Raw genomic sequence first — 14980 nt, 5'->3', positions numbered from 1 at the left:
CGTTAAAAGTTAAAGTTGAACGACTCATCCGGCATCGAGCGATCGAACAGTTCAAGACTGTCAGCATCGCTCAATGACACATCTTCCAGTTTCACCTCAGGATTCGTCACGATTGCCGTAAGCATTTCCGTGAATCGTTTACACAGTTGTGTCATGGTAGCAGGCAGGTACAAATCGGTATTGTACACCAGTACCAGTTTCAGCTTATCCTTACTTTCGAAGAACCGGAACGACACATCCAGCTTGCTTATCTTATTGGCGGTATCGAGGGGATGAAGCGTTATGGCGTTCAGTTCCCTGTCTTCACCTTCCTGCATGTCGAGGTGCTGGTATTCGATCCCGATATCGAATAGCTGGCTACGGCTCCGGTCTCTTTGCAGCTTCAGGTCGGTTATCAGCAGATCGAACGGATACAGTTGGTGTTCGTAAGCGTCCAGTATGGTTTTTTTGACCGACTGTAAGAGCTCCCGCCCGGTACCTTTCCCGTCGAATACCGTTCGTAAGGCCAGCGTATTGACATAAAACCCGATTTGATTTTCGAGTTGATAATGATCCCTACCCGACATAACGGTACCGATCAGGAGGTTCTGCTGCCCGGTATAGCGGTATAAAAGGGCCTTAAGAGCGGTGGTAAGCAGAATAAAAGGAGAAACACCTTCTTTTTTCGCCAACTCGCGAACCGTACCGAACAGGTCTTCGGGTATATCGGTTATCTGTGTTTCACCAGTCGTCGATTTTAGGGCTGGCCGTTCAAAATCGGTATCGAGATTCAGCGTGGGCAATTCACCGCCAAGCCGGGTAAGCCAGTACGACCGTAACTGCGCCAGGCGATCGGTACTTAACTGCTTTTTGTGCCAGTATACATAGTCTTTGTATTGCACCGATAGAGGTTCCAGGGCCAGAACTTCCCCACGGCTGTAGGCATTATAGGCGGCTGTCAACTCATCGATAATGATACCCATCGACCAGGCATCCGAGATGATGTGATGAATAGAAAAGAGGAACATCCACCGGTCATCGCTCAGTCGGATCAGGGTAGCTCTTACAAGCGGGCCCGCTTCCAGGTCGAACGGTTGCTGGTCTTCGGCTATTCGGGTGGCTTCGGCAAGCGCGTGGGTCGATAAACGCAGGTCCAGTTGATCCAGCGCAAAACCAGAAGCGGTACGGTCAAGAACGCGCTGCCAGGGCTGGCCCTCCCGAACGACAAATATGGTTCTTAGTATGTCATGCCTGTCGATCAACGTATGAATGGCTTTTTCAAAGGCGGCTATATTCAGGTCGCCCGCCACCTCGAAGGCAAACGGAATGTTGTAGGAAAGATCGTTCCTGTTGGCCTGATTCAGCAGCCAGAGCCGTTTTTGGGCATGCGACAGTTCATATAAATCCTGCTCGGCCACGGGCTCGATAGATCCAGCCTGGCTACCCAGCGTGCGATCGATTTCCTGAGCCATGGCTGAAATGGTTGGGAACAGGAACATGTTTCGTAGCTCCATGCGTACGCCAAATTCCTTTTGCATTCTCGATAGTACCCGGGTTGCATTGAGAGAATGGCCACCAACACTAAAGAAGTCATCCGTACTACTGATTTTATCCGTGCGCAACACCTGTTGCCAGATCGTCAAAAGATGAGCTTCCGTAACGGTCGATGGCTCCCTAAAGGATGCTTCGTCCAGTCGGCTTACATCAGGATCAGGCAGGGCTTTGTGATCGATTTTCCCGTTGGCATTCATCGGTAGCCGGTCGAGCTGAACAAAGAATGCGGGTATCATGTAATCGGGCAAAAATCCTGACAGATAAGCCTTTAGCTCCCGCGCGTCGAGCGGACTATGACTGGTGTAATAGGCAATGAGGTAGATGGCGTTTCGTTCCCCTTTCGCCACGACAATCGCTTCGGTAACCGCCGGGTACTGCGCCAGGGTGGTGTTGACTTCACCAATTTCTACCCGGAAACCTCTGATCTTGATCTGATGGTCCTTACGACCCAGAAACTCCATGTTCCCGTCCTCCAGCATCCGTCCCAGGTCACCGGTACGATACATTTTTTGCGTCGGTGACGGCAGGAACGGATTATCCAGGAAAGCGTTAGCCGTTTTTTCCGGATCATTCGCGTAGCCTCTCGCTACGCCTACCCCACCAATAAACAATTCGCCGGGGATACCCTGGGGAACCGGGTTTAAGTGCTCATCCAGAATATAGAAGTAGTTATTATCCAGTGGCCGTCCGTAGGGTACGCTGGACCAGCCTTTCATGGATTGCGTAACCGGGTAGACGTTCGACCATACGGTGCCTTCCGTGGCTCCGCCCAGGCTGATCACGTTTACATTCGGATGGTACACCTTTATCCGTTCGGGTAAATCGACCGGTATCCAGTCGCCACTCATAAACACCACGCGTAAGAACGGCTGGCTATACGGTTCCCCACTATCTTCCAATGCCGCAACCATATGGTTCATGGAGGTGGGTACAGAATCCCAGAATGTAATCTGTTCCGCAACCATCAGGGCCTTTAGCCGATCTGCATTCCGTATGTCATCCTGAGTAGCCATGACAACGGTACCACCGGCAGCCAGCATGCCAAAAATATCATAGACCGACAGATCGAAACACATGGAGGTGATGAAGAGAAGCCGGTCATTGTCATCGACAGCGAAGGTGTTATTCACCCATTCGATCAGGTTGATAGCAGAATGATGCTCGATCATTACGCCCTTTGGCCGACCCGTTGAGCCGGACGTGTAAATGGTATAGGCCAGATCACGAGTAGATTTCTGGACGTGAAGATTATCACGCTCGTAGTGGTCGTACTCACTGGTAGACAGCGACAACTTAACCACCTGCTCCGGTAACGAATCGAGCAATTCATAAGCGGCATCAGAAAGTATAAATTTCACTTCCGAATTCTGGCAGATGTAAAGCTGCCGGTCGGCCGGATAGGCCGGGTCGATGGGTACATAGGCTCCGCCAGCTTTCAAAATACCCAGCAGCCCAACCAGCATCAACGGCGTACGACCAACCATCAGGGCCACGTTATCGCCGTTCTTCATCCCGCTGTTGAGCAGATGCCGCGCCAGCTGATTAGAGAACTCATTCAGTTCCTGATATGTCAGTGACTGGCCATGACAGGTAACAGCCAGGTGTCCGGGATTCAGCAATACCTGGTGCTCAAACGGCTCATGCAAAAGTTTCTGATCAGAATAAGGCGTGTCGGTATGATTCCAGTCATAAACCAATTGCTGCTTCTCCTGAGCGGTCAGGTAATCAAGTCGTGAAACAGGGACGCCGGGCTGCTCCACAACAAGCTGCATCAGCTGCGATACGTGTTGCAGCATACGTTCCAGACGAACCCGGTTAAAGAGGCTGGTATTGTAATCGACGCTCAGGGTCAGACTCTCCCCTACCGCGTAGAAGTTGAATTGCAGATCATATTTGCTAACCCTGACATCTGGTTTGAGCGGCTGTATCTGTATGCTGTTGATCTGGTTAACCTCTTCTTCCCGGATGGATGTGTTGTGCAGAATAACGGCTACATCGAACAAGGGGGACCGGCTTAGTTCACGGGTAACCTGGAGGTCTTCCACCAGTTTATCGAAGGGATACAGCTGATGCTCGTAGGCACCGAGGGTCGTGTCTTTGACCTGATGCAGCAGTGCCGTAAACGAATCGGTACCCGCAAAAGTGGTACGCAGCGCCAGCAAGTTAACGTAGTAACCAATCTGCCCTTCCAGTTCTTTATGCAGACGCCCGGCCGAGGGTGTTCCCAAGATGATATCCGACGATCCGGTATACCGGTAAAACAGGGTGTAGACCAGCGACAAAATACCCATGTGCAGGCTGACCTGCTGTTTCTGACATAAGTCAGCAAAGGCTGCTACCCCATGTTGCGGAAAAGCGATGTCAACGGTATCGCCGTCAAACGTTTTCAGAGCAGGTCTGGACCGGTCGGCGGGTAGTTCCAGAACCGGTAGCTGACCCGACAGTTTGTTTTGCCAGTAGGCTTTATGGCTGGTTAAACGGTCACCGCTTAACTGCTCATGTTGCCAGGCGGCAAAATCCTTGTACTGCACGCTCAGACTGGGCATCAGTAGTTCAGACCCGGTGTCGGCAGCCTGATAAAATTCCAGCATTTCCCGGATCATCACCTCCATCGACCACCCGTCGGTAATGATGTGGTGTATGACCAGCATCAGTCGGTAAGCCTGATCGGTGGTTTTGATGAGCGCAACGTTCAGCAAGGGGCCCTTCTCCAGGTCGAATGACGTCAGCCCCATGTTCCTGCTCCACTCGTCGACCGCCGGGCGTGGCGCATTTTCCAGGTCGGCATAGTCGATCGTAAACCCATTGGTACCCGGATGGATTCGCTGTTTCAGCTCACCCTGGTGGAAAAAGAAGGTGGTTCGCAAGCTTTCGTGCCTGGCGATGAGCTGGTCGAAGGCTTGCCGTAGCGCGGGTATATTCAGTTCGCCCCTGATCTCGTAACTACCCGTCATGTTGTAAGCCGCACTGTCTTCTTCAAGCTGGGTTAGTACCCACAGGCGACGCTGGCCATGAGACACATCGTAGTAAGGCTGTTCGGCAACCTTCCTGATCGAGGTATCCTGCTCCAGAATCAGCTTGTCGACAAGGGTGGCCAGCTCGGCAATTGTAGGTTTGATGAACAGGTCCTTGATTGATACCGTAGCTTTGAGCTTCTGATAGATACGGGTTACGATCTGCGTAGCTTTCAGCGACGTACCGCCCAGCTCAAAGAATGAGGCCGCCCGACCAATTCGATCCAGCCCCAGAACTTCCTGCCAAATCGATTCCAGTGTTTCTTCGATACCACCGCGACAGGGTTCGTAAACGAGCCCCTTTACGACGAGTTCGTGCGGCTTTGGCAGGTCCTTTTTCTCTATTTTACCATTGGCATTTAACGGAAAAGCGGGCAAATGCACGAAGTATGCCGGAATTAAATACGCAGTAAGGCTGGCGCTAAGCTGCTGTTTCAACGCTGTTTCCGAGTGCTCCTGCCCGGTATAATAACAGATCAGCTCGTTCGAATGGTCGGCGTTTTTGACTGCCATTACAAATGCCTCACTGATACCAGGAAGAGTAAGTACGGTTTTCCGAATTTCTTCCGGTTCCACCCGTATCCCGTTTACTTTGACCTGATCATCGATACGACCAAGCAGTTCAATGGTGCGATCGGGCAGGTAGCGGCCCAGGTCGCCTGTTTTATAAACGATGTCGTCAAAATCCGTCACCAGCGGATTCTGGACAAACACCTGTCTGGTCAGGTCTTCATTCCCGTAATACCCTTTGGTCATGTAGGGAGTGCGGATGAACAGCTCTCCTTTTTCACCCACTTTACATAGCCTGTTGTTTTTGTTGATGATCGCAATGAAGGTATTGGCGATGGGCAAACCGGCGGGTATGGTTTCATTGGGCGACACGGGCCGCTGACCCAGTCGATGAAACGTTTTGACCATCGTCGTTTCAGACGGGCCATAAAGATTCACCAGCTCAGTCGTGTTATTGGCAACCCTGCGCCAGTTTATAATGTCGGTGGCAAACAAAGGCTCACCCGCCATCAGGTAGTAGCGTAGGTTTTCAAACCGGGTACTCACCAGGCCTTGCGACAGTACTTTAACGATCATCCGGAACAACGAAGGCACCGAATGCATCAGCGTGATTTCAGAACGTTCGATCCAGTCAACGAGCTGAGCATAGTTCGATTTCGTTTCAAGGGAAGGAATACACAGCGTTCCACCAGCACAAAGCGGCACAAAAATATCGCGTAGCGAGGCATCGAAAGTGAACTGAGCCAGCTGGCTTACTTTGCAGTTGCTGTCAAGCTTAAATTCTTCAATTTCCCAGTCGATAAAGTGCGTTAGACTTTTGTGGCAACCTAAAATAGGCTTTGGCTTTCCGGTAGAACCGGACGTATAGAAAATGTAGTTTGCATCGTCGGGTTGCACAGTCACATCGGGAATCTCCGTGCTCAGGGAGGATAGGGCAGCCGTTTCCCATTGGTGATTGACGACGTTGAAGCATACCGGCCCCTCATCGGCCAGGACGATAACCTGCCTGGTTTGCGGACTGTACAAACGAAGAATAATGTCTACCTCATCCTTAAATTCAGGTGCCGTAATGACGGTATGGCAGGGCGACTGCTGAAACATATCGGCCAGCCGTTTCGACGCAAAATCTTTATCGATCGGCAGGTAGATCGCCCCCGCTTTGAAGATGCCGATCAGCGACTGAACCAGCCGTGTACCGGGCGACAGGACCACCCCGACAACATCCTGCCGGGCAACACCCGATTGCCGCAACACATGCGCAATCTGATTGCTTTTTTCATTCACAGCCTGGTACGTAGCGTTACCATCGGGCGCTTCGATGGCCACTTTATCAGGCGTCTGTTTTGCCTTTTCGTCTACTAGTTTATAAACCATGGTAAGGGATGTGTTCATAAGCGGTTAACTGATTTTCGTAGCATTCCAGAACGGCGGTTTTGGCCATAAGATCCATTGTGTCAACGTAAGGTAGCGGTAGCCGGTCAGGCTGGAGGGCAATGGATACTTCGGAGCACCCACCCACGATCAGGTCAGCTCCCCGCTGAATGAGCAGGTGGGCCGCCCGGTACATAAGGTCGACAGCCTCAAGGGAGACAACGGAGGATTTCAATCCATTTTCCATGTAAACAGACTTCATGAAAATGTTTTCCTGTTCCCACTTGGTGAGTCTTACTACCTGGCGATTGACAGACTCCAGTTCATTGCAGAAGATTCTTGAGCACATGGTTCCCGTGGTTCCCAAAAGCCCGATGTTCCTGAAGTCGTTTTCTTCAACAAACTGGCGGAGCAGGTGAGCCGGGTTGAGGATGGGAGCATCTGAATAATGGACAAAATCATTATAGTAGTAGTAAGCCGTGTTGCAGGTCAGCACAATCAGATTTACATCACAGGCATTGAGCATCTTAACGGATCTGATGAGCTCATCCAACGGCGAACATTCGTCGTAGGCAATAGCGCGGGTTCGATCAGGAATCTTAGAATTGCTATGCATGATAACTTCTATGAAATCCTGGTCTTTGTCGGCCGGTGAAAAAGCGATGAGCTTCTGGAAAAAGTTAGCCCCGGCCCGAGCGCCCATCCCACCAATGATTCCAAGCTTTTTATTCGATTTCATGAGCTGGATTTATGTGTTACAACGGTGCCTCGACCACCCGAAACCGAGCGATTGGCACTGCGTTTGGTACTATAGATTGAACATGGATTCAAGGAATGCCTGGTCTTCACTCAGCTCCTCATGCAGCGAGACATCGGCTAACCGGATGTTCGGCTCGACGGCTACCGTCTCGGCCAGCTTCACAAAATCATCCATCATCGTTTCGATGGTCGACACGTTGAATAAGTCGGTGCTGTAGTTTATGATCAGGCTTATTTGTCCGCTCGTATCCATGAAGTTAAACGTGAGATCGTGTTTGCTAAACGCGTGCTCCAGGCCGAACTCCCGGATTGCAAGGCCGGCTATGGCTGCCGACTCCTGCGCCAGATCATTGGTGAACAAGTGCATCCAGATGTCAGTAACGGGCGATCGACTCCGGTCATACTCCAGCTTCAGGTCTTCGACGATGCGCTCGAATGGATAGAGCTGGTGCTGATAGGCCGCGAGTACCGTTTCTTTTACTTCGCTGACATAAGTCCGGAACGTTTGGCCGGCTTTCGGATACGTTCTGATCGGGATACTGTTCACGTAGAAACCTATCTGTGAATCCAGATCTGCGTGTACCCTTCCGGAAACCGGCGTACCGATGCATACATCCTCCTGGCCCGTGTATTTGTGTAGCAGAACGTTTACGATCGACAGCAACACCATGTACAGGCTTCCTCCCTCCTGCCGGGACACCTGATGCAGTTTTTCGGCCAGCGAAGGCGCTACATCTACGCGACAGGTGCTGCCACGATACGATTTTACGAGCGGACGCGGCCGGTCGGTGAGCAGGTTAACAGGCGTTAACTCGCCGGATAAACGTTCTTTCCAGTACGTCTGAAGCTGCCGCAGCTTTTCGCCATCCAAAACGTCGTTATGCCAGGCTGCGAAATCCTTGTATTGCAGTTTAAGCGGTGGCAGGGAATTGGGTTTTTGATTGACGTGGGCGTTGTATAGCGCCAGGATTTCCTTTATCAACACGCCCGATGACCAGCCATCCGAAATAATATGGTGCATGGTCAAGACAAAAACGTATTGATTTTGCTCAGGCTGGATCAGTAATGCCCGGAGCAGCGGGCCCGAATCAAGCTCAAACGGCGTCTTCACCCAGTTCTCGGCGAGTTCCGTTACATGATCCCACCGATGAGCGTCTGAGCGCAGATCGTTATAGGTTATATGGAACCCGACCTCCTCCGTCTTTTTGATGAATTGGCGGGGTTCACCATCCTGAATAGCGAAGACCGTGCGTAAACTCTCATGGCGCTCGATGAGTTGATGAAAAGCGATGCTCATTGCCTCACGGTTCAGAACTCCCTCAAACAAGTAGGCATCTTTAATGGTGTAAGCCGCCTGCCCTTCGCCGATCTGATGCTGTAGCCACAACCGTTTCTGTGCGTATGAAAGCGGATAATGCTCTGCCGGAGCGACGTTTTTGATCCCTTCGAAAGCCGTTTTTCCCACTATTGAAATTTCGCGGGCTAACTCCGAAAGAACAGGATGCGTGAAAATAAGGCGCAGCGGCACATCGATGTTCAACCGCTTGTGAATCTGGCTGATCACCTGCGTGGCTTTCAGGGAATGGCCACCTATCTCGAAGAAATGGTCGTTGGCCCCAACCGATGATCGGCTCAAAATCTCCTGCCAGATAGCGGCTATCGTTTGTTCAACAACATTCGACGGAGCCACGTAATCGGTAGCCTGCAACGCATCCTCCAGCGTGAGCGAAGCCAGGGCCTTATAGTTGACCTTGCCATTTACCGTCAGGGGTAAACAATCCAGCGCTTTAAAAGCGGAGGGCACCATGTAGGCAGGCAGTTTGCCGGAGAGGGCATCTTTAACCCCGGCAATGCTGCTCCCTTCGTGCAGGACGCAGTAGGCGATCAGCCGGTTCTCTTTGTTACTGTCTGTATGAACGACTACGGCCGCAGCTTTAATCATTTCCAGCAACAACAGGGTACTTTCAACCTCACTGGGCTCAATTCGATAGCCTCTTATTTTGATCTGGCTGTCATTCCGGCCCAGAAATTCAACGTTTCCATCAGGCAACCAGCAAGCCTTGTCACCGGTCTTATAAATGGCCCCACTGGAAAGCTCCGGAATTTTGATGAATCGTTCCGCTGTCAGTGCTTCGCGGTTCAGGTATTCTTTGGCCACGCCCGCTCCGCCGATATACAACTCGCCGTTTACACCAACCGGAACCAGCTTTCGGCTTTCGTTGAGGATGTAGTACCGGGTGTTCGGCAGTGGTTTACCGATGGGCGTAGCGCCATAGTGTGGTATACGATCCAGCTCCTCTTCATAATACGAGGAATCGATAGTGGTCTCGGTCGTTCCATAGCTGTTGAGGATACGCATGTGCCCGCCAAATCTTTCCACCAACCGGGCAAAATCAGTAGCCAGACAGGTATCAGAGCCCATGATAAGCAGCTCCATGAACGAGATATCCTGCTGGTTGTCATACACATAATCCATCAGAGGCAGAATGATGGCGGGTGTGGTTTCCAGGATATTGATCTGATGTTCGACGATAAGGTCACACAAACGGTCTGGTTGCAGGCGTACCTCCGCCGGACAAATAATGAGCGCACCGCCGTTGAGCAAACTGCGACAAAAATCACCCATGAACACATCGAACGACAGGCTGGCCATCTGCAACAACCGGGGCGTAAAGCTGTCCAGTTTATAACTTGAACGCCAGGCCATGGCAATGCTCATCAGGCTCTGGTGCGTAACGGCAACCCCTTTCGGAGTACCCGTGGAACCGGAGGTATAGATGGTATAAGCCAGGTTAGCCGGATCGATCGTATTGGCGACATTGCTGACCGGATACGCGTTGACCTCAGGAGCGATTGTGGCTAGATTAACCACCTTTACAAAGCCTGGAATAACGGCCGGGCTGCCTGCGCCATCGGTTAGCAATACCTCAATGCCACTATCCCGTAGTAAAAACTCGATACGGTCGACCGGGTAGTCGGCGTCGACAGGCACGTAGGATGCACCTGATTTCAGAACCGCCAGCACACTGATGACCATATCCAGGGATCGGCCCATCATCAAGCCGATTCGCCGGTCAGCGTTGTCAGGATTCGTCCGTTGCAGGTAAGCCGCCAGCTGATTGGCTTGCTCGTTCAATTCCTGATAGGTGAGCCGTTCGCCCTCGAAAACAACGGCCGTAGCAAACGGCGTTTGCCGTACCTGATCGTCGAAAGCGTGAACTACCGATGTTGTATATACGTCAGGTTGATCAGCCGGATTGAAGTCGTTCAACAGCTGGTTAACTTCTTCTTCGCTGAGCATGGAATACTGCTGCAATTCCTGATCAGGATTGTCGAGCATCACCGCCAGCAGCCGGGCATAATGGTCGAGCAGTTTTTCAACACGGCTGGCTTCGTACAAATCCGTATTGTATTCTACTCCTACCTGCAATCCTTTCTCCGTTTCCTGAAAATCGAACGACAGGTCGAATTTGCTGATGGTATGCGGGTAGGTATATTCGGCTATATCCAGGTCCTTCAAAGCCCGTAATTTACTGACTGCGCTTTCCGGGTTTGACAGGGAAACCATTACGTCGAAAAGTGCCGATCTGCTCAGGTCCCGGTCCAGGTTCAAATCACCCACAAGGCGGTCGAATGGATACGCCTGATGCGCCTGCGCCTGAAGCACATGGGTGCGGGTAGTTTGCACCAGCGTGGCAAACGAGTCGGCGCGTTTGAATCGGGTACGGATCGGTAAGGTATTGACAAAAAAACCAATCTGACCGTCAAGATCCGGATGATCACGCCCTGCCATCGGCGTTCCAATGACCATGTCCTCCTGATCGGTATAGTGATGCAGCAGACCGGTTACCGATGCCAGCAGGGTCATGTACATCGTGACGGACTGCTGTTGATTGAAGCGGCCTAACTGATCTGAAACGTCCTTACCAAGAACGGTGCTTATCCGATTGCCGCTAAATGTCTGGACGGCCGGACGGGGGTAATCGGCGGGGAAGTTCAGGACTGGAATTTCATCGCCGAAGGTTGTAAGCCAGTAAGTCCGGGCCTGTTCGACGTCGGTGCCGGTCAGCTTCTGGTTCTGCCAGGCCGCAAAATCCTTGTACTGAATACGGAGCGGCTGCAGCGGCACCTCCAACCCCGTCTGATAGGCATCGTAGCAGGTCAGTATTTCGTTGATCAGTATTCCCAGCGACCACTCATCGGATATGATGTGGTGGATATTGAACAGGAAAATAAACCGGTCGTCGGCCAGTTGGAGTAAATGGGCTCTGACCAAAGGAGCCTTTTCCAGATCGAAAACCGTGTTTACCTCCTGGTTGACGTAGGCTGCTGCTTTTTGCGCCTGATCCGGCTCCGTTCTGAGATCGATGTAACCGACTCCCAACGCTATCTGACCGGGTTGGTGGGTGAATTGCTTCGGTTCGCCATCTACGGTGATAAAGGACGTTCGTAAACTTTCGTGGCGGTTCGTTACGGTTTCAAACGCCCTGTTAAACGCGTCTGTATTCAGATGGCCCTGCATGGTAAAGACAGCCGGTACATTGTATGCCGTCTGATTGTCTTCCATCTGGTGAAGTATCCATAAACGGTGCTGGGCATGAGAAAGGTCGTAGTAAGACCTATTCTCAAGCACCGGTATCGGTTCGAACACCGAAACGCCTTTTTGCTGGAGGTGCCGGGCGAGTTTTTCAATAGTCGAATGAATGAAAACATCCTGGAGGGCAATTTTAACGCCCAGCACTTTCGACAACTGCGTAACCAGCTTGATCGCTTTCAGGCTGTGGCCGCCCAGCGTAAAAAAGTCATCTTCTACCCCGATGCTGTTTTTTTCGAGCACGTCACTCCAGATGCCGGTCAGCTTCTTTTCAAGGGCCGTGCGGGGTGCTACCTGCCTGTTGTTAGCCTGAGACAGCCCTGGATCGGGCAATGCTTTTTTGTCTACTTTTCCGTTGGGGGTAAGCGGGAATTTGTCAAGCTGCACGTAGTAGGAAGGCACCATATAATCAGGCAATACCTGCAACAGCGATTCCCGCAGGTCGGCGGGGTCCGGCTGATTGGCCGCCAGAAAATAAGCAGCCAGTTCCAGGCCATACTCATCCGATGGGCGTGGCACTACGAGGGCTTCTTTGATGCCGGACAAGCCCAGCATCACTTTCTGAACTTCGTCGGTTTCAACCCGGTAGCCCCGAATCTTCACCTGCTCATCCCGCCTGCCCTTGAAAAGAATAGTACCGTTCGGCAGCCAGCTGGCGATATCACCTGTCTGGTACATGGACTGCCCCGGATGAAACGGATCAGCGATGAACTTCTCCTGCGTAAGCTCATCCCGGTTGAGGTATCCCCGCGCCAGACCTGCACCCGCCACCATCAGTTCGCCTTCGATGCCGGGAGGAACCAGCTGCCCGGCTTCATTCACTATGTAAATCCGGTTATTGGTTACCGGGTATCCAATTACGGGCAGGTGGGCATAAGCCTCCAGACTGGCAGTAGACGAATTAACAGGACAGGCAATCGTCCCGATGGTCGACTCGGTGGGACCATAGTGATTGACCAGCGTAATGGCTGGTTTGACCGCGGCTATTACGTTTAAATCCCTGACGTTGATCGGCTCACCACCTAACAGAACAAGACGTAAGTTACTCGCTGCCAGACCCTGCACCGAGTCTGACGCTACCAGGGTATGGAATAAGGACGGCGTAGCTTTGACAAAGCTTATGCTGTTCTCTGTTAAATAGTGAATGACGCTATCCGGATTTTTTACCAGTTCATCATCTACCAGGTGCAATTCAGCTCCGTTGAGCAAAGTGCCCCACAGACTGGTGTAACCAAGATCAAACGCATAGGAGCCCAGCAGAATGGAACTATCCAGGCTATTGATCCCAAATGCCCTGGTAAACCAGGCAACATAGTTAAGGAGTGCCTGATCCTGGATGATAGTGCCTTTGGGTTTACCCGTCGTTCCCGAGGTATAAATCACGTATAGCACACTCTCCGGCGTTCGTTCTTCCAGGTAAACGTCCGCTCCGGTCGCCGACGAAATCTGGTCTATTCCTATTACCGGCACAGTGCCTGCCATAACCGCGTAGGCGTTGTCGGTCAGCAGAAGCTTTACGCCACTGTCCTGCAAGATGAAGTTCACCCGATCTGCCGGGTTGGCAGGATCAATGGGAACAAAGCCGGCACCCGATTTGATAACGCCCAGCAGGGCCGCTGTCAGTTTTTCGTTTTTACCACACATTACGCCCACTAGATCACCCTTTTTGATCGCGTGAGTTTGTGTTATGTAACAGGCAATAGCCGTAGCCTGCCGGTCGAGCTGCTGGTAGGTTAACCGTACGTTGCCGGCAACGACAGCCCCCTGGTTGGGGTACTGATCCACACACCGGGCAAACAGCTGACCAACGGTTTTCACCGGACTGAGGCTCTGGTCTGTCCGGTTAAAATCATGTACCAATCTGTTTGCGTAATTCGGGCTCAACAGGTTTACGTCTGTTATGGCTGCCTCCGGGTTTTGCAGCACTTGAGTCAGGATCACGTTCAGAGCATCGGCCAGAAAGGCAATATCTTCGGGCGAGAAGCAGCTGGCGTTGTACTGCCACTCCATACCAAGGCCATCTGTCAGCTGCCGGCATACCAGCTTAAGTTTAGCGTTCTCGCTGAAACACAGGTGGTTCACTACCTTGATGGCTGAAGCGGATGGTGCCGTGTTTGCCTGTAGGTCTACGTATTCGAAGCTGTAAGGAATCGTATACGATGAACCAGCATCGGGGTATCGGCTAAAGAAGGTCTCCTCCAGGAATACGTCCTTGTGAGTGCTGATGACGTCGATTTCCTGCCTGGTGGCCTCCAGCAAATCACGCACCTGCCACTGCGGATCCCAATTCAAACAGGTGGGTAGTGTTTTGGAGCAAAAGCCACAAAGCGACTGTAGTTCTTCGTACTCCCGGAAGGCATGAACGTATCCTGAAACAAAATTTTCCTGCTTCAGCAGTCTCCAGAGCAACAGATTCCAGGCCGCGTAAACATATACATCGGGGGTATACGCTGCCGTGGCTCCGTTCGCCTGCCCAACAAAGACCTTATTCAGTTCCAGGGTTACTTTTGCCGGAGCATACTCTTTTCCGTTGTTGGCATCCTTGTCGAAAAGCAGCGTTTTCCTGAATCCGCTGGCTTGTTTGTTCCGCCAGTAGGCAACGCTATCGGCATTGTCCTCATCCTCCAGAAGCTGGTTTTGCCATTCAGCAAACTGTAAATAACTGAGCTTTTCCTCGGCATCCGGAGCCGCTCCTGCTTCATATTGCTCCGTTATTCGTTTACTGATTACATGAAGCGTATGTAAATCGGCCGCAATTGACGGCAAGCCAATCACGATCAGCCTATCTTCAGCTGGACGCGTAACCGTTGTTACCCGCACGATGGGTCCGTTTATCAAATCAAATCCCCGGTGTCGCTCCGTGTCAATCCAGTTATTCAGCTGAGTATCATCGGCAAATGTGCCTTCATACGTTGAAAATTCGATCCGCGTATGACTACCGGGCATTTGGAGGGCCGACGAGGGCTCTTCTACCTGGTAGTAGGTAGTTTTGGCTATTTGCTCGTCGCCAAAAACATCGGTAATGGTTTGGTACAGGCGTGTCGTATCGCTATTTGAATTGCATTGAAGTACAATTTGCGAATTAAGGGTCGACGCCCTGTTGTACACGGACAAAGCGTGCCGTTGCTGGGGCGATATGCGGTAACCTACTAAGGTATTCATACGGTTAAAATGAATAGGTAGCTGGAAAAGAGTATGT

The 14980-nt window shown here is 51.6% G+C and carries 3 protein-coding genes; all 3 read right to left on the bottom strand.

Annotation, left to right across the window (positions count from 1 at the left end; translation table 11 throughout):
* Positions 1-2 precede the first annotated feature (2 nt).
* Complete coding sequence (locus FH603_RS16305) at positions 3-6449, bottom strand: non-ribosomal peptide synthetase (RefSeq protein WP_186738606.1); 6447 nt, start codon at positions 6447-6449, stop codon at positions 3-5.
* Entirely contained in the window at positions 6421-7167 is a 747-nt protein-coding gene (locus FH603_RS16300; RefSeq protein WP_186738605.1) for an aspartate/glutamate racemase family protein, read from the bottom strand. The genes FH603_RS16305 and FH603_RS16300 overlap by 29 nt, the downstream gene beginning before the upstream one ends.
* Positions 7168-7236: 69 nt before the next feature.
* On the bottom strand, positions 7237-14943 hold the full coding sequence (locus FH603_RS16295) for a non-ribosomal peptide synthetase (RefSeq protein ID WP_186738604.1): 7707 nt from the start codon (positions 14941-14943) through the stop codon (positions 7237-7239).
* Between the last annotated feature and the right edge of the window lie 37 nt (positions 14944-14980).

It is taken from the genome of Spirosoma utsteinense, from assembly GCF_014282275.1.
Taxonomy (GTDB): domain Bacteria; phylum Bacteroidota; class Bacteroidia; order Cytophagales; family Spirosomataceae; genus Spirosoma; species Spirosoma utsteinense.
The sequence above is the reverse complement of the archived record's forward strand: the minus strand, read 5'-3'. Positions and strand labels throughout refer to the sequence as shown.

Bases quoted from the DNA above. Each gene is read 5' to 3' on its own strand.
- FH603_RS16300 (WP_186738605.1), bottom strand. From the start codon at position 7,167: ATGAAATCGAATAAAAAGCTTGGAATCATTGGTGGGATGGGCGCTCGG.
- FH603_RS16305 (WP_186738606.1), bottom strand. From the start codon at position 6,449: ATGAACACATCCCTTACCATGGTTTATAAACTAGTAGACGAAAAGGCA.
- FH603_RS16295 (WP_186738604.1), bottom strand. From the start codon at position 14,943: ATGAATACCTTAGTAGGTTACCGCATATCGCCCCAGCAACGGCACGCT.